The 15,303-nt window shown below is 73.5% G+C and carries 17 protein-coding genes; 4 read left to right on the plus strand and 13 right to left on the minus strand.

Annotated features, from left to right (window positions below):
- Positions 1–124 precede the first annotated feature (124 nt).
- From ACFVU9_RS30250 to ACFVU9_RS30265, 4 genes are read right to left on the minus strand one after another with little or no spacing between them, the layout of a single operon-like run.
- A complete protein-coding gene (locus ACFVU9_RS30250) occupies positions 125–1,099 on the minus strand; it encodes an alpha-ketoacid dehydrogenase subunit beta (protein WP_380445930.1) in 975 nt (324 codons plus the stop codon).
- A complete protein-coding gene (gene pdhA / locus ACFVU9_RS30255; RefSeq protein WP_387598810.1) occupies positions 1,090–2,202 on the minus strand; it encodes a pyruvate dehydrogenase (acetyl-transferring) E1 component subunit alpha in 1,113 nt (370 codons plus the stop codon). The genes ACFVU9_RS30250 and pdhA overlap by 10 nt, the downstream gene beginning before the upstream one ends.
- 1 nt (position 2,203) lies before the next feature.
- On the minus strand, positions 2,204–3,943 hold the full coding sequence (leuA, locus tag ACFVU9_RS30260) for a 2-isopropylmalate synthase (RefSeq protein WP_387598813.1): 1,740 nt from the start codon (positions 3,941–3,943) through the stop codon (positions 2,204–2,206).
- 4 nt (positions 3,944–3,947) lie between these two features.
- Positions 3,948–4,415 (minus strand): anthrone oxygenase family protein, encoded by a 468-nt coding sequence (locus tag ACFVU9_RS30265; protein WP_387598816.1) that lies wholly within the window; start codon positions 4,413–4,415, stop codon positions 3,948–3,950.
- Between the two features lie 175 nt (positions 4,416–4,590).
- Between ACFVU9_RS30265 and ACFVU9_RS30270 the strand changes: the two genes are divergently transcribed.
- The 3 genes from ACFVU9_RS30270 (at position 4,591) to ACFVU9_RS30280 (ending at position 7,775) form a co-directional block, all read left to right on the plus strand.
- A complete protein-coding gene (locus ACFVU9_RS30270; RefSeq protein ID WP_380445934.1) occupies positions 4,591–5,592 on the plus strand; it encodes a beta-ketoacyl-ACP synthase 3 in 1,002 nt (333 codons plus the stop codon).
- A 146-nt stretch (positions 5,593–5,738) separates the two neighbouring features.
- On the plus strand, positions 5,739–7,292 hold the full coding sequence (locus ACFVU9_RS30275) for a methylmalonyl-CoA mutase (protein WP_387598839.1): 1,554 nt from the start codon (positions 5,739–5,741) through the stop codon (positions 7,290–7,292).
- Between the two features lie 36 nt (positions 7,293–7,328).
- Positions 7,329–7,775 (plus strand): cobalamin B12-binding domain-containing protein, encoded by a 447-nt coding sequence (locus ACFVU9_RS30280; RefSeq protein ID WP_387598820.1) that lies wholly within the window; start codon positions 7,329–7,331, stop codon positions 7,773–7,775.
- 109 nt (positions 7,776–7,884) lie between these two features.
- On the opposite strand, the gene ACFVU9_RS30285 is transcribed toward ACFVU9_RS30280, so the two are convergent.
- The 9 genes from ACFVU9_RS30285 to ACFVU9_RS30325 form a co-directional block, all read right to left on the minus strand.
- The gene (locus ACFVU9_RS30285) at positions 7,885–8,670 is read right to left on the minus strand and encodes a BTAD domain-containing putative transcriptional regulator (RefSeq protein WP_380445937.1); all 786 of its coding nucleotides are present in this window, start codon (positions 8,668–8,670) and stop codon (positions 7,885–7,887) included.
- Positions 8,671–8,757: 87 nt separating this feature from the next.
- Positions 8,758–10,080 (minus strand): acyltransferase domain-containing protein, encoded by a 1,323-nt coding sequence (locus ACFVU9_RS30290; RefSeq protein WP_387598823.1) that lies wholly within the window; start codon positions 10,078–10,080, stop codon positions 8,758–8,760.
- 191 nt (positions 10,081–10,271) lie between these two features.
- On the minus strand, positions 10,272–10,496 hold the full coding sequence (locus ACFVU9_RS30295) for a hypothetical protein (protein ID WP_380445939.1): 225 nt from the start codon (positions 10,494–10,496) through the stop codon (positions 10,272–10,274).
- A gap of 192 nt (positions 10,497–10,688) precedes the next feature.
- Positions 10,689–10,979 (minus strand): antibiotic biosynthesis monooxygenase family protein, encoded by a 291-nt coding sequence (locus ACFVU9_RS30300; RefSeq protein WP_380445940.1) that lies wholly within the window; start codon positions 10,977–10,979, stop codon positions 10,689–10,691.
- Positions 10,980–11,017: 38 nt separating this feature from the next.
- Positions 11,018–11,335, minus strand: coding sequence for an antibiotic biosynthesis monooxygenase family protein (locus ACFVU9_RS30305; protein ID WP_380445941.1), 318 nt, complete (start codon positions 11,333–11,335; stop codon positions 11,018–11,020).
- A 3-nt stretch (positions 11,336–11,338) separates the two neighbouring features.
- Positions 11,339–12,088, minus strand: a complete 750-nt coding sequence (locus tag ACFVU9_RS30310; protein ID WP_387598828.1) for an SDR family NAD(P)-dependent oxidoreductase — start codon at positions 12,086–12,088, stop codon at positions 11,339–11,341.
- Between the two features lie 62 nt (positions 12,089–12,150).
- Positions 12,151–13,329: a methyltransferase gene (locus ACFVU9_RS30315; protein WP_387598831.1), complete on the minus strand. Its 1,179-nt coding sequence runs from the start codon at positions 13,327–13,329 to the stop codon at positions 12,151–12,153.
- Positions 13,330–13,356: 27 nt separating this feature from the next.
- Positions 13,357–13,833, minus strand: coding sequence for an anthrone oxygenase family protein (locus tag ACFVU9_RS30320; protein WP_380497050.1), 477 nt, complete (start codon positions 13,831–13,833; stop codon positions 13,357–13,359).
- Position 13,834: 1 nt separating this feature from the next.
- A complete protein-coding gene (locus tag ACFVU9_RS30325; protein ID WP_380445945.1) occupies positions 13,835–14,164 on the minus strand; it encodes a TcmI family type II polyketide cyclase in 330 nt (109 codons plus the stop codon).
- A gap of 230 nt (positions 14,165–14,394) precedes the next feature.
- Between ACFVU9_RS30325 and ACFVU9_RS30330 the strand changes: the two genes are divergently transcribed.
- Positions 14,395–15,123: a SchA/CurD-like domain-containing protein gene (locus ACFVU9_RS30330; protein ID WP_380497049.1), complete on the plus strand. Its 729-nt coding sequence runs from the start codon at positions 14,395–14,397 to the stop codon at positions 15,121–15,123.
- Positions 15,124–15,303: the final 180 nt, after the last annotated feature.

The following is a 15,303-nucleotide window of genomic DNA, read 5'->3' on the forward strand; positions in this document are numbered from 1 at the left end:
GCGGGGGGGGGGCGTTGCTCCCCCCTACCTCCGGGGGGGGGTGGGGGCCATGGTCCCGCCCCCCCCCCCCGCGGGGCCCCGGGGGCGGGGCCCCCCCGCCGCACCTCGGCGCCCGCGCGCCCGTTCAGTGCGACAGCGACTGCTCTACGCAGTCCATCACCCGCTCCAGGTCCGGCAGGTAGACGTCCTCCAGGCGGGACGGCGGGTACGGGGTGTCGAAGCCGGTCACCCGCAGCGCGGGCGCCTGGAGGGAGTAGAAGCACGCCTCGGTGATCCGGCAGGCGAGCTCGGCGGCCACGCCCAGCTGGCCGGGCGCCTCGTGGACGGTGACCAGCCGCCCGGTCCGCACGACCGAGTCCCGGACGGTGGGCACGTCCAGCGGCGAGAGCGAGCGCAGGTCGACCACCTCCAGGCTGCGGCCCTCCGCGGCGGCGGCCCCGGCGGCCTCCAGGCAGAGCCGGACCGTCGGCCCGTACCCCACGAGGGTGAGGTCGGTGCCCGGGCGGACCACCTCGGCCGAGTGGAGCGGCAGCGGCGCGCCGGCCGCCGGGTCGACCTCGCCCTTGTCCCAGTAGCGGCGCTTGGGCTCGAAGAAGATCACCGGGTCGTCGCAGGCCACCGCCTGCTGGATCATCCAGTACGCGTCGGCGGGCCGGGCGCAGGTGACCACCCGCAGCCCCGCGGTGTGGGCGAAGTACGCCTCCGGCGACTCGCTGTGGTGCTCCACCGCGCCGATCCCGCCGCCGAACGGGATCCGCACGACGACCGGCATGGCCACCCGGCCGCCGGTGCGGGCGCGGAGCTTGGCGAGCTGGGCCACGATCTGGTCGTACGCGGGGTAGACGAAGCCGTCGAACTGGATCTCGCAGACCGGCCGGTAGCCGCGGAAGGCGAGGCCGATGGCGGTGCCGACGATCCCCGACTCGGCGAGCGGGGTGTCGATCACGCGGTCGCCGCCGAAGTCCTTGTGCAGCCCGTCGGTGATCCGGAAGACGCCGCCGAGGCGGCCGACGTCCTCGCCGAGCAGGACCACCCTGCGGTCGGCCTCCATGGCCTTGCGGAGGCCGGCGTTGAGGGCCTTGGCGAGGGTCAGCTCCATGTGCGCGTCCCTTCCGGTCCGTCCGTGAACTGGTCGAGGAACTCGGTGAGGCGGGCGCGCCCGGCGTCGATCAGCGGGTGCGGTCCGGCGTAGACGTGGTCGAACACGGCCGTCGGCCCGGGGTCGGGCAGGGCGCGGCACTCGGTGCGCAGCCGGACGGCCAGCCGGTCGGCCTCCTCGTCGAGGGCGGTGAAGAACGCGGGGTCGGCGAACCGCTCGTGCTCCAGGTAGGCCCGCAGGCGGGTGATCGGATCCCGTGCGGCCCACTCGGCGACCTCGTCGGGGGAGCGGTAGCGGGTGGCGTCGTCGGAGGTGGTGTGCGGGGCCATCCGGTAGGTGACGGCCTCGATCAGCACCGGTCCCGAGCCGGACCTGGCGTGCTCCAGGGCCGCGTCGGTCACCGCGAGCGTGGCGAGCACGTCGTTGCCGTCCACCCGGACGCCGGGGAAGCCGTAGCCGTGGGCGCGCCGGTACAGCGGGACGCGGGTCTGCCGGGAGAGCGGCTCGGAGATCGCCCAGTGGTTGTTCTGGCAGTAGAAGACCACCGGGGCGTCGAACACGGCCGCGTAGGTGAAGGCCTCGTGGACGTCGCCCTGGCTGGTCGCGCCGTCGCCGAAGCAGACCAGCACCGCGCCGTCGGCGCCGTCGAGCCGCAGGCCCATGCCGTAGCCGACGCCGTGCAGGGCGTGGCCGCCCACCACCACCTGGTAGTTGGCCATGCCGGCCCGGTACGGGTCCCAACTGCCGTGGGCGGTGCCGCGCCAGAACCCGAGGAGGTCGATCGGGGGGATGCCCCGGCACCAGGCGACGCCGTGCTCGCGGTAGCTGGAGAATACGAAGTCCTGCGGGCGCAGCGCCCGTCCGGCGCCGATCTGGGCGGCCTCCTGGCCGAGGAGCGAGGCCCACAGGCCGAGTTCGCCCTGGCGCTGGAGGACGGTGGCCTCGGTGTCGATCCGGCGCACCAGCAGCATGTCGCGGTAGAGCGCCCGGTACTCCTCGGGGGTGAGGTCGAGCTCGTGGTCGGGGTGGGCGACCCGGCGGCCGGCCGGGTCGAGGAGCTGCACCGGATCGGGGTCGTGGGCGGGGAAGCGGCTGGTGAGCACGTCAGGCCTCCTGGCCGGGGGTGGTGGCGGCGGGGGTGGCGGCGCCGGCGCGGTTGACGGCGCTGACGGCGGCGGCGAGCGAGGCGCGGACGATCCCGGTGGCGATGCCCACGCCCCACACCGTCCGGCCGTGCAGGGCGCACTCCACGTACGCGACGGCGCGGGCGTTGCTGCCGGCGGCGAGCGCGTGTTCGCGGAAGTCGAGCACGTGGAGGTCCACGCCGATCCCGGCGAGCGCGTCGGCGAAGGCGTCGATCGGCCCGTTGCCGGTGCCGTGCAGCCGGTGGATCGCGCCGTCGAGGCGGACGGCCGCGGTGAGCGTGTCGCGGCCGTCGTCGCCGGTGGCGGTGTCGTGGCTGAGCAGGGCCAGCGGTGCGCGCTCGGTGAGGTACTCGGCGCGGAAGAGCCGCCAGATCTCCTCGGGCGCGACCTCGCCGCCGAGGTCGTCGGTGCGGGCCTGGACGGCCTTGGCGAACTCGATCTGCAGGCGGCGCGGCAGGTCGAGCCCGTGCCCGGTCCGCAGCACGTAGGCGACCCCGCCCTTGCCGGACTGGGAGTTGACGCGGATCACGGCGTCGTAGCCGCGCCCGACGTCCCGGGGGTCGACGGGCAGGTAGGGCACGGCCCACGGGACCTCGTCCACCGGCCGGCCGAGCGCCTCGGCCTCGGCGGCCATCGCCTCGAAACCCTTCTTGATGGCGTCCTGGTGGGAGCCGGAGAAGGAGGTGTAGACGAGGTCGCCGGCGTACGGGTGGCGCGGGTGCACCTCCAGCCGGGTGCAGTGCTCGGCGGTGCGGCGGACCGCGTCGATGTCGGAGAGGTCGACGCCGGGGTCGACGCCCTGGGTGTAGAGGTTCATGGCCAGGGTGACGAGGTCGACGTTGCCGGTGCGCTCGCCCTGGCCGAACAGGCAGCCCTCGACGCGGTCGGCGCCGGCCATGACGGCGAGCTCGGCGGCGGCGACGGCGGTGCCGCGGTCGTTGTGCGGGTGGACGGACAGGCAGATGTGCTGACGCCTCGTCAGGTTCCGGGACATCCACTCGATCCGGTCGGCGTAGTCGTTGGGCGTCGAACGCTCCACCGTCGCCGGGAGGTTGAGGATCAGCTCGCGGCCCTCGTCGGGCTGCCAGACGTCCGCCACCGCCTCGCAGACCTCCAGTGCGAACTCCGGCTCGGTGTCGGTGAAGATCTCCGGGCTGTACTCGTAGCCGAGTTCGGTCGCGTCGCCGAGCAGCTTTCCGGCGTGGTCGAGGACCAGACGGGTGCCCTGCTCGGCGATCGCCCGGCACTGGTCGCGGTCGACGCCGAAGACCACCCGGCGGAAGAGCGGCGCGGTCGCGTTGTAGAGGTGCACGGTCGCGCGCCGGGCGCCGGCCAGCGACTCGACGGTCCGCCCGATGAGGTCGTCCCGCGCCTGGGTGAGCACCGAGACGGTCACGTGGTCGGGGATGGCGTCCTGCTCGATGATCGAGCGGACGAAGTCGAAGTCGGCCTGCCCGGAGGCCGGGAAGCCGACCTCGATCTCCCGGTAGCCCAGCGCGACCAGCAGGTCGAACATCCGGCGCTTGCGGGCCGGTGACATCGGGTCGATCAGCGCCTGGTTGCCGTCGCGCAGATCGGTGGAGAGCCAGCGCGGCGCCCGGGTGATCCGGCGCGAGGGCCAGGTGCGGTCGGGCAGGTCCAGCGGGACGGCGGGCCGGTAGCGGCCGAGCGCGAGGGAGCGGCGGTAGCGGGATTCCATCGGTTCAGGCCCCCCAGGTGACCGCGACCGCGTTGCCCACGAAGGCGACCATGGCCAGCGCCGTCCGCAGGTGGTGCCAGTCCCGCCACAGCGGCCGCGGATCTCGCCAGCCCTCCGGCACGGCACCCGACTCGACCAGCTTGACCTGGCGGTTGATCGGCACGTTGCAGGCCCGGGAGACCACCGCCACGCCGGCCAGCGCGACGCCGGCGAGCACGGTGAGCACCCGGATCCAGGCCCGGTCGGCCGTGCCGCCGAGCGCGAAGTCGGCCAGCCCCGCGGAGATCACGATGATCGGCATGGTGGGGTCGTAGTGGCGCCCCAGCAGCTTGTGGATCTCCACGTACCGGTCGACGGAGAGCGCCATGGCCGTGGGGATGACACTGATGGCCACGGCGAAGAAGACCCCGGAGACGATGCCGCTGCCCAGCAGGGCCACCAGCCCCAGACCGTGGTTGACCAGGTCGTTCACGTTCGTGCCTCCTCGCGGCTCGCGGGCTCTTGCCGCTCACCTTGGCAAGGTGCGCTCGGACCGTCCTAGAAGGACCCTGAACGGCCCCGGCCGCTTCAGACGTGCTCGATGCACCGTGGAGGGCCACCGGCGACGATCCCTCCACGGATGGCTGTGCCGAGAGGAGCTGAGTGGTGTGTTGAGGGCGGGAGGCCGGGCCGGGCCGAGGTACGGCCGGATCATCGGGGTCGGCGACTACCGGCCGCGCCGGGTGGTGGACAACCGGGAGGTGTGCGAGGCGATCGACTCGACCGAGGAGTGGATCGAGTCGCGCTCCGGCATCCGGCTGCGCCGCTTCGCCGAACCGGAGGAGACGCTCGCGGTGATGGGCGCGGCGGCGGCCGCGAAGGCGATCGCCGCGGCCGGCGTGGACCCGCGCGACATCGGCCTGGTCATCGCGGCGAGCACCACCAACCTGGTCTCGCTGCCGCCGCTCGCGGTGGACGTCGCGACCCGGGCCGGCGCGGTCGGCGCGGCCGCCTTCGACCTCAACGCGGCCTGCGCCGGCTTCTGCTACGCGATCGAGACCGCCGCGGCGATGATCAGGACCGGCACCGCCGACCACGCCCTGGTGGTCGGCGTGGAGCGGCTGACCGACCTGGTCGACCCGGCGGACCGGCAGATCGCCTTCCTGCTGGCCGACGGGGCCGGCGCGGTCGTGCTCGGCCCGTCCGCCGAACCGGGCGTCGGCCCGGTGGTCTGGGGCGCCGACGGGCGGCAGCTGGACGCCGTCGTGATGAGCGGCTCCTGGGGCGACCGCCTGCGCGACCCGGCCGCGCCGGTGCCGGTCATGCGGATGGACGGCCGCCGGGTCTTCCGCTGGGTGGTGGACGAGATGGTGGCCGTCGCCCGCAGGGCGGTGGCCGAGGCCGGGATCACCTTCGCGGACCTGGCCGCCTTCGTCCCGCACCAGGCGAACATGCGGATCACCGACGTGCTGGTCGGCGAACTCGGGCTGCCCGGCCACGTGGTGGTGGCCGACGACATCGAGACGGCCGGCAACACCAGCTCGGCCTCCATCCCGCTGGCGATCGAGCGGCTGCTCACCACCGGCCGGGTCGAGTCCGGCTCGCTCGCGCTGCTGATCGGCTTCGGGGCCGGACTCACCTTCGCCGCGCAGGTGGTGAGACTGCCGTGACGGAACCCGCTTCCACCGGACCCGCTTCCACCGAGCCCGCTTCCACCGAGCCCGCTTCCACCGAGCCCGCTTCCACCGAGCCCGCTTCCACCGGATTCGACGTCGCCGGACCCGACGTCGCCGAACCGGTCTTCACCGAGTCCGGGCTGCCGGTCAAGCCCTGCTACGGCCCCGGGGACCTGCCCGGCGAGCGCGCCGCCGAGCTGCCGGGCCGGGCTCCGTTCACCCGTGGCACCCGGGCCGGGATGTACCGTGAACGGCCATGGGCGGTACGCCAGTTGGCCGGGTACAGCACCGCGGACCACACCAACCGGCGGCTGCGCATGCTGCTGGACTCCGGGGCCACCGCGGTCAACACCGTCTTCGACTTCCCGACCAACCGCGGCTACGACAGCGACGAGCCGATCGCCCGCGCGGACGCCGGCCAGGGCGGGGTCGCGATCGACGGCGTCGAGGACATGCTCGCCCTGTACGACGGGATCCCGCTCGACCGGGTGAGCGTCTCGCTGGTGCTCTCCCACCCGGTCGCGGCCGGGGCGGTGCTCGCCTTCTACCTGGCCGCCGCCGAGCGGCGCGGGTACGCCTTCGCTGACCTGCGCGGCACGCTGCAGAACGACTTCATGATGGAGACGGTGGTGCTCACCGCGCCGAGCGTGCTCGAGCCCGCGTTCTCCTTCCGACTGTCGACGGACGTCGTGGAGTTCTGCCTCCAGCAGGTGCCGCGCTGGAACGCGATCAGCTACACCGGCTACAACTACCGCGAGGCGGGCGCCGACGCGGTGCACGAGGTCGCGCTGGTCGTGGCCCACGCCGTCGCGACGGCCGAGGAGATGGTCCGCCGGGGCCACCCCGTGGACTCCTTCGCCGGCCGGCTCACCGCCTTCTTCAGCGCGGACAGCGACTTCTTCGAGGAGGTCGCCAAGTACCGTGCCGCCCGCCGGGTCTACGCCAGGGTCTTCGAGGAGCGGCTGAAGGCGGCGGACCCCCGCAGCCTGATGCTCCGCTACCACGTCCAGACCGCCGGCTCCGCACTGACGGCGCGTCAGCCGCTCAACAACATCACCCGGGCCGCGTACCAGGCCCTCGCGGCGGTGCTGGGCGGCGCGCAGTCGCTGCACGTCAGCGCCTACGACGAGGCGCTGTCCATCCCCTCGGAACAGGCGGCGCTCACCGCGCTGCACACGCAGCTGATCCTGCGCCACGAGACGGGCGTCGACCGGACCGCCGATCCGCTGGCGGGCAGCTACTACGTCGAGCACCTGACCGACGAGATCGAGCGCCGGGTCGGCGTCCTCCTGGACCGGATCGACGCGATGGGCGGCCTGGTCGCGGCCGTCGACCAGGGCTGGGTGCACAAGCAGCTGACCGGCCGCGCGTACGACCGGCAGCTGGAGCTCGACGACGGCAGCCGGACCGTCGTCGGCGTCAACCGCTTCCGGGACGAGGACGAGCCGCTGCGGATCGAACCGTTCCGGGTGCCGGCCACCATCGAGGCGCAGCGCCGCCGCCTGGCCCGCGTGCGGGCGGCCCGGGACGCCGGGCGGGTGCGCACGGCGCTGGAGCGGGTGCGCGCGGCGGCCGTCGCGGGCCGCAACACCATGCCGGGACTGCTCGACGCGGCACGGGCCGGGGCGACGCTCGGCGAGTGCTGCGACGTCTTCCGCAGCCTGCACGGCGGCTGGCACCAGCCGCTCATCTGACCGGACGTCGGCTCGACCCAAGAGGAGGAAGCACGGATGGAGCGCATCCGCGTGGTGATGGCCAAACCCGGCCTCGACTCGCACTACCGCGGCGTCATGGTGGTCAGCCGCCACCTGGTGCAGCACGGGATGGAAGTGGTGTACCTCGGCAACCAGCTGCCGGAGCAGATCGTGCAGGCCGTGCTGGCCGAGGACGCCGACGTGCTCGGGCTGTCCAGCCTCTCCGGGAACCACCTCGCGCTGGTGCCACCGGTGCTGGAGGGGCTGTCCGCGCTGGGCCTGGAGGACGTGCTGGTGCTCCTGGGCGGGATCGTCCCGGCCGAGGACGCCGACGAGCTGCGGGCCCAGGGGGTGGGCGATGTGTTCGGGCCCGGCACCGACCTGGCCTCGATCGTGCGGGTGATCCGCGAGCACGTCGCGGGCCGTGACGCTGCCTCCGTCGCGGGCCGTGACGCTGCGCTCGCCGTGGGGCGGAGGCCGTAGCGGCCCGGACCGACCCGTGGACGGGAACCGGCCGGCCGGGGCTCCGGCGGAGTGCCCTGGCCGGTCGCCGACCGCCGTCGGCCGATCAGCGCATCGGAATGACGTTACGTCAGAAGGTCGGCTGCAAAGTGCTGTTGAGAATGTCCTGCTGGGCGCGCTGCATCGCCAGGCCGGGTTCGAGGCCCAGCTCGTCGCGCAGCCGCCGGCGGTAGGACTGGTACACGTCGAGCGCCTCGCCCTGCCGGGACGAGGAGTGGAGCGCCATCATGAGGCGGCTGTGGAACCACTCGTGCAGCGGGTGGGCCACCACGAGCGTCTTGAGCTCGGAGACCAGCTCGCGGTGCAGGCCGAGCCGCAGGTCCGCGTCTATCCGCATCTCCAGGGCGTTCATCCGTTCCTCCTCCAGGAAGGTCGCGTGGCACTGCAGGACCGGCCCGCACACGACGCCGCCGAAGACCGGCCCCTGCCACAGGTCGAGCGCCTGGTGGAGCACCTCGGACGCCCGCTCCGGCCGGTTCGTCTCCAGCGCGTGCCGGCCCTCGCGCACCAGGGCCTGGAAGCGCACCAGGTCGAGGTGGTCGGGATCGGCGGACAGGACGTAGCCGGAGGGCTCGGTCCGCGTCCGGATGATGCTCTCGCGGTCGCGGCCGTCGCTCCCGAACGACTTGCGGAGCTGGTAGATGTAGGTCTGCAGGGTGGCGGTCGCACTGGTCGGCGGATTGTCCTGCCAGAGTTCCTCGGCCAGCGTTTCGGCCAGCACCAGCTTGTTGGCTCTCAGCAGCAGGGTGGCCAACACCCTTCGGAGTTTCGGGGCACTGGGCGTCCGGTCGATTTCACCGTCCCGGGCGGCGAGGGTCCCGAGTACCGAATAATCCATTGCTCCCCCTGTTTTCATGTGGTGAGGGTTTTGGTTTTCCCGGGAAATCCGGGGACTCCGGGGGAATTCGGGGGAATCCCCTCGGAGCCGGGACCAGGACGCGTTTCAGTTCAGCGCGGTCCGGTCCAGCTGGTGGCCTTCCACCCAGATCCGGGCCGCGGCCCGGAGGGCGGCCTCGCGGTCGGCCCGCCCGTTCCCGGAGCCGTCGCCGCCGGGGCGGGCGGGAAGCAGGCCGACGGCCGCGCTGCGGCCGGCGGTCACGGCGGGGTGGCGCAGCGCGAGCGCGGTCAGGGCCTGGCCGGGGCCGGCCTCGACCAGCAGCAGGCGGTGGTCGGCGAGCAGGCGGTCCAGGGCCGGGCCGAAGAGCACCGGATCCGACATCTGCCGGGCCCAGAAGCGCGGACGGAGCGCCTCGTGGGGGCGGACCGGGGCGGCGGTCGCGGAGGAGTACACCGGCAGCTCGGGCGGCCGCAGGGCGACCGCGGCGAAGGCCGGTTCGAACAGCTCGGCGGCGGGCACGGCGTGCGGGGTGTGGAAGGGCTGGCGGATCCTCGTCCGGCGGGCCACGAAGCCGGCCAGCCGCAGGTCGTGCTCCAGTGCCGCCAGTGCCGCCGCCGGGGCGCCGAGGGCGGTCTGGCGGGGGCCGTTGACGACCGCGACGCTCACGTCGCCCACGGCGAACGGGGCGAGCTCGCGCGCCGAGGCGGCGACCGTGACCAGCCCGCCGGGGACCACCGGCGCGTACGTGTGGGAGCGGGCGGCCATCAGCCGGGCGCCGTCGCGCGGCCGGAGCACCCCGGCGACGGTCGCGGCCACCAGCTCGCCCACGCTGTGGCCGAGCACGGCCGCGGGCCGCAGGCCCCAGCCGGCCAGCATCCGGGCGAGCGCGTGCCCCACCGCGTACAGCAGCGGCTGGCCGAGCTCCCCCTCGTCGATCCGGCGTTCGGGGTCCTCGGCCAGCCAGGCCTCGCGCAGCATCGGGCCGGTGGGGCCGACGGTGGCGAAGAAGTCGTCCATCGCGGCGCTGAACGCGGCGTCGTGGCCGTAGAGCCCGGCACCCATCCGGGGGTGCTGCGAGCCGTGGCCGGGGAAGAGCAGGCCGACCGGCCGGGGCGGCTGCCGGCGGGTGTCCCGGCGCAGCGCGCGGTCCGTCCGCAGGAGCTCGGCGGCCTCCCGGACGGAGGAGGCCACGAGTGCTCCGCGCACCGCCCGGTGGGCGGGCGGGATGTCGGCGAGGCGCCGGGCCGCGTCGTCGGCGATCCCGTCGATCCTGCCCGGGCCGTCGGGGGTGTCGGGGCGGTCGGGGGCGTCCGGGCCGTCCGGGGCGGCGGCTGCCAGCCGGTCGGCGAGTTCGGTCCGCGCCGTTTCCTCCGCCCGTTCGTCGGCTCCGGCCCAGGCGATGATTCGAGGCTCTGCGAGGTCGGACATCGGTGCTCCTTCGGCGGCCGCTGGGCTCGGCAGCAGACAATTCCACCGCCTGCTCGTGCATGTCCAGTGCTGTGCTGGCCGAATCCAAATGTTCGGCGGATTTTTCCGGATTCGTTTTCCACGGCCGCGGGCCGCCGGAATTCCTACTCGCGGGTTCGCCCGCGGTTTTGCCCGCGGGTGTCCGTGCGCGGTCAGCGGAGCCGTTCCACGAGCTCTTCCCACAACCGTTTTTCGGCCCGGCTGAGCCGGCCGTTGTCCGGCGGCCGCCGCGCGCTGCCGTCCGGCGGCGGGGAGAGGTGCCCGCCCGGGTCGAACGGGCCGTAGAGGCCGCCCGTGATGCGCAGGGCCAGGGCGAGCGTGCGGACCGCCGCCGAGGCGATGCGCCGGGCCCGGCACCCGTCGGCCGGTGGAGACATGGCACTTCCCTTCGACGGCGGCGCGGTGGAGGGGAGCGGGTGTCCGGGCGGCCGGCGCGCAACAGTGTCCGGTGCACAACGGTGTCCGACGCGCAACGGCGTACGGCGCGCAACGGTGTCCGACGCGCAACGGCGTACGGCACCGCGGACGGGGAGGGTCCGCGGTGCCGGTGGGCGCCCGGTGACGGGCCCTCAGTAGGCGGCCCGGACGGTGTACATCTCCCAGGGACGGGAGCGCGCGGCGTCCTGGTACGGGCGCAGTGGCGAGGTCTGGCCCTTGTGGTCGGGCCCCTCGTCCCAGCGCTTGAAGGCCTCGGCGCTCTCCCACTCGCTCATCACGGCGAACGCGCCGTCGTCGATCAGCGAGCGGAGGAGTTCGTTGCCGAGCAGGCCGGCGGTGCCGGCCAGGTCGCCGCTGATCCGGTGGTAGGCCTCCTCGATCGCCGACTCCTGCTCACCGGAGGGGACTTGGCAGAAGAGCATGATCCTCACCCGTCCCGTGGTCGGCGTCCGGCCGGTGGTCACCGCTTCTCCAGGGCGTGCAGGACCGTGGTGGTCCACATGGCGCCGCCGGACCGGAACGGGTGCAGCCGCTTGCGGTGGTCCAGGTGCTGGTCGCTCGACTCGAACTCCCGGAACCTCGGCTCGTCCACCCAGTCGCTGACGATGAAGTAGAGGCCGTCCTCCTCCTCGCTGCGCATCAGCCACTGGCCGAGGTTGGCGGGGTGGTCGGTCACGGTGGACCCGATCTCCAGCCAGGTGCGCTCGAAGTCCTGCTCCAGCTCGGGCTTGATCTCGGCGCGCAGCAGCACCCGGAAGACCTTGGATCGCTCGGCCACGGCTCAGATCCCCCCGTCCACGTGGATGGTCTCGCCGGTCACGTACGCGGAGAGGTCGCTGGACAGGAAGAGCACCGCGCCGGCGATCTCGTCCGGGGTGCCGAGCCGGCCGAGGCCGGTCAGGCCCTGGTAGCGGGACTTGACCCGGGCCACCTCCTCCGGCGGCGCGGTCTCGAACTCCTCGGTCTCGATGACGCCCGGGGCGACCAGGTTGACCCGGATGCCCTTCGGGCCGAGCTCCTTCATCAGCGAGCGGGTCAGGCCGATGAGGCCGGCCTTGGACGCGGTGTAGTGGGCGCGCAGCGGGATGCCGATCACCGCGGCCCGCGAGCCCACGGTGATCACCGAGGAGCCGGGCGACAGCAGCGGCAGCGACTTCTGGATGACCAGGAACGGGGCGGTGAGGTTGGTGTCCAGCACCCGCCGCCACTCCTCCAGCGGCAGCTCGGGGAAGGGGACGTGGCTGATCACGCCGGCGTTGTTGACCACGACGTCCAGCGCGCCGAAGCGCTCCTTCGCGGTGGAGACCAGCCGCTCGACGTCCTCCGGCACGCTCACGTCGGCCTGGACGAGGTGGTGCTCGCCGCCGGTGGCGGCCAGCTCCCCGCGCAGGCTCTCCACGGCCGGGCTCTCGGTGCGGTAGCAGGCGACGGTCCGGGCGCCGGCCCGGGCCAGCGCGAGGACGATGCCGCGGCCGATGCCGCGGCTGCCGCCGGTGACCAGGATCCGCTTGCCGGTCAGATCGATGCTCATGACGCTCGGGTGCCTCATCTCTTGGTGTCGGGTGTGTCGTCGGTACGGGGTGCCGGGGCCGCTCAGGCCGCCCGGCCGGACCGGGCCCGGGGGAGGGGCCGGGCTTCGAGGACCGCCCAGCGGCCGGTGGCGGGACGGTTGGCGAGGGCGAAGTCCGCGGCGGTCAGCAGGTCCTGCCACTCGCGGAGGGTGCGCTCGCGGCCGCCGAAGCGGAGCATCATGTCGACGTCCAGGAACTTGCCCTGGTCCCACTCGTTGGGACCGGCCACCACGTGGTCGAGGACCAGCAGCCGGCCCTCGGCGCGGTCGCCGAGCGCGTCGCGGACGCCCCGCAGGATGCGCACGGCGTGCTCGTCGTCCCAGTCGTGCAGCACCTGCTTGAGGAGGTAGGCGTCGCAGTCGGCGGGCAGCGGGTGGAAGAAGCTGCCGGGGACAATCGAGACGCGCTCCGCGACCCCCGCCTCGGCCAGGTGGTGTGCGGCGTCCTTGACGACGTGCGGCCGGTCCAGGAGGACCCCGGTGGCGCCGGGCACGGCGTTCAGGACGGCGCTCAGGAAGAAGCCCTGGCCGCCGCCGATGTCGGCGATCCGCGAGAAGCGGGTGAAGTCGTACTGGGAGGTGAACAGGTGCGTGGTGGACCGGCTCATCTGCGTCATCGCACGGTCGAACAGGGCGCCGGTGCCGACGGGTTCGGTGCCTTCCCCGGCGGCAACGTCGTCCTGGGAGGCAACGTCGTCCTGGGCGGCGCCGGTGTCCTGGGTAGCGCCGGTGTCCGTGGTGCCGGTGTCCGCGGCGCCGTCCCCGGCGAAGAACGGGCGCCCGAAGACGTGCTCGAACGCCGGGCGGCCCGTGCGCACGGTGTGCAGGATCTCGCCGTACGGGCGGCGCACCGACTCGGAGCCGTTGTAGAGCACCAGGTCGCGCACCCCGAACGGGATGTCGCTGCGCAGGCCGACGGTGAGCTCGTTCTCCGCGAAGCGGCGGTCCTCCTCCTCCGTCACCAGCCCGAAGGCGGCGGCGCAGCGCAGCACGCGGTAGAGCGACTCCTCGTGGCTGTCGGTGAGCCCGGCCAACTCGGCCACCGTCCGCGGGTGGTCGGCCAGCAGGTCGGCGATCCGCAACTCGGCGACCACGTGCAGGACTTCGCTGATCCGCCGGCCGTTGGTGAGCAGGATCAGCCGGACCGGGGCGGGCAGCGACCGCGCGTCGGGCGGGCCGCCGGTCACCGTGTCAACGCTCATGGGGATCCTCTTCGAATCGATCGTGCGTCAGTTGGCGTGCAGGAGCAGGCCGGTGTTCAGGACGAGCACCGCGAGCGCGGCCAGGACCAGCGCGGTACGGACCCGGTTCCAGTTGCTCCACCGGACCCTCGGGTCGATCTCCGTCCAGTTGTCCGGCAGCGCCTGCGGGTCCACGGTGGCGATCCACCGGTTGATCGGGACGTTCTTGGCGAGCGAGACCACCATGGCGCCCACCAGCAGCAGCGCGCAGAGCCCGAAGAGCGCCGCGGTCAGGGCGGTGCCGGTCACGAGGGCGAGTCCGACGTCGCAGATCAGCGCGGCCACCATGCAGGCCGGCATGAACGGATCGAACCGGGTGACCATGAACTGGTGGGTGACGACGTACCGCTCGGTCGGGAGCGACAGCAGCAGCGGGGCGCCGCCCAGCACGGCGATCATCAGCCCGCCCGCGGCGAGCCCGTTGCCCAGCAGGGCGACCGGCAGCAGGATGCGCAGGGCTTCCATCTCAGCCGCGCTGCCAGGTGTAGAACGGCTGGGCCATCGCGTCCTTGGGCTCGGCCCACGCCGGGTCGTACGGCCGCATGTACTCCGCCAGCCGGTCGTGGATCTCCTGGTACAGCGGGTGGCTGCGGGCCTTGTAGAGGTCGGGGGTGATGTCCGCCTGCGACTCGACGAGGTGGAAGTACAGGTCGTGGAAGCGGAACAGGGTGCGCCGGGTGGCGCCGATCAGGTGCGGCAGCTCGGTGGCGTCCGACTCGGCGAAGATCCGGGCGACCTCCGGCGCGTCGGCGGGGTCCATCCGCGCGACGATCAGCGTGCGGTCCGACTTGGGCATGCCTTCTCCATCCGTGGGCCTTCGAGGTGGATCGACGCCCCATCGTGGCGATCGGACCTCCGGGACAACTGGAGGATCACTGAAGATTCTTGACGGTAAGTCAGCTCGGCGGAGTTCGTGACCGGCCGATGCGTGCCGCCGCCGGGCCCTCCCAGCGGTCCTCGATCCGGCGTGGACCGCGCGCGGGCATCATGCCGCCCGGACCATCCCAGCAACCCGGAGGCGCGGCCATGGCATTCATCGCGATCGGTTACAAGGTTCGGCTCGGACACGAGGAGGAGATCGCGGAGATCTTCGCCGAGGGGAGCTTCCGCCGGGCCGACTCGGCGGAGTACCGGGACGAGGAGGGGCGGGCGGCCGGCCGCAACGTCTCGACCGGGCTCTTCATCGAGGGCGAACTCATGACCCGCGTCGTTCAGTTCGAGGGGGACCTGCGGCAGATCGGCCGGCACATGGGCGGCCAGCAGGGGGTCAAGGAGGCGGAGCGCAAGCTCGGCCCGTACCTCCAGGTGCCGCGCGACACCGAGACCGTGGAGGGCTTCCAGCAGTACTTCCAGAACGCGCTGATGACCTGCGTGTTCCAGGAGTTCCGCGAGGAGCGCTCGGCGCAGCTGGCGGCGTGGACCCAGCGGATCGCGCCGGGCGCCGACGAGGACGAGATCGGCGCCGTCTTCGAGCGGGTGCAGGGCGAGGTGCTGCGCAAGCCGGCCGAGGACGGGGACCCCTTGATCGCCTCGGCGGCCTTCGTCAAGGACGAGCACCTCGTGTGGGCGGTGCAGTACGACGGGGAGTTCGACGCCGTGGTCCGCCGGCTGCACGCGGACGGGCTCGCCCCGCGGACGGAGGGCGCGCTGCGCCCGTTCCTGGCGGGTGCGCGGGACGCGGGTCAGGGGCTCTTCGGCGCCGCGGCCATGCGACGACTGCAGATGCTCTCGGCGGACGTGCCGCCCGCGGGCTGAGCCGCCGCGGGAGGCCTTGGGGCCGGGGCGCCCTGGGCGCGGGACACCTGGGGCCCGGGGCGCCCGTGGCCCCGGAACGTCCTGGCCCCGGGGCGCCCGTGGCCCCGGAACGACGGTGGTGGGGGGCCGGCCGGCGCGGCCCCGCCACCACCACACCGCACAACCCCCCGGCACCCCCCC

The organism is Kitasatospora sp. NPDC057936 (assembly GCF_042887525.1).
In the GTDB taxonomy this organism is placed as follows: Bacteria; Actinomycetota; Actinomycetes; order Streptomycetales; family Streptomycetaceae; genus Kitasatospora.

Bases quoted from the DNA above. Each gene is read 5' to 3' on its own strand.
- ACFVU9_RS30300 (WP_380445940.1), bottom strand. From the start codon at position 10,979: ATGCTCTTCTGCCAAGTCCCCTCCGGTGAGCAGGAGTCGGCGATCGAG.
- ACFVU9_RS30285 (WP_380445937.1), bottom strand. From the start codon at position 8,670: ATGAAAACAGGGGGAGCAATGGATTATTCGGTACTCGGGACCCTCGCC.
- ACFVU9_RS30295 (WP_380445939.1), bottom strand. From the start codon at position 10,496: ATGTCTCCACCGGCCGACGGGTGCCGGGCCCGGCGCATCGCCTCGGCG.
- ACFVU9_RS30315 (WP_387598831.1), bottom strand. From the start codon at position 13,329: ATGAGCGTTGACACGGTGACCGGCGGCCCGCCCGACGCGCGGTCGCTG.
- ACFVU9_RS30320 (WP_380497050.1), bottom strand. From the start codon at position 13,833: ATGGAAGCCCTGCGCATCCTGCTGCCGGTCGCCCTGCTGGGCAACGGG.
- ACFVU9_RS30330 (WP_380497049.1), top strand. From the start codon at position 14,395: ATGGCATTCATCGCGATCGGTTACAAGGTTCGGCTCGGACACGAGGAG.
- ACFVU9_RS30250 (WP_380445930.1), bottom strand. From the start codon at position 1,099: ATGGAGCTGACCCTCGCCAAGGCCCTCAACGCCGGCCTCCGCAAGGCC.
- leuA (WP_387598813.1), bottom strand. From the start codon at position 3,943: ATGGAATCCCGCTACCGCCGCTCCCTCGCGCTCGGCCGCTACCGGCCC.
- ACFVU9_RS30325 (WP_380445945.1), bottom strand. From the start codon at position 14,164: ATGCCCAAGTCGGACCGCACGCTGATCGTCGCGCGGATGGACCCCGCC.
- ACFVU9_RS30310 (WP_387598828.1), bottom strand. From the start codon at position 12,088: ATGAGCATCGATCTGACCGGCAAGCGGATCCTGGTCACCGGCGGCAGC.
- ACFVU9_RS30290 (WP_387598823.1), bottom strand. From the start codon at position 10,080: ATGTCCGACCTCGCAGAGCCTCGAATCATCGCCTGGGCCGGAGCCGAC.
- ACFVU9_RS30280 (WP_387598820.1), top strand. From the start codon at position 7,329: ATGGAGCGCATCCGCGTGGTGATGGCCAAACCCGGCCTCGACTCGCAC.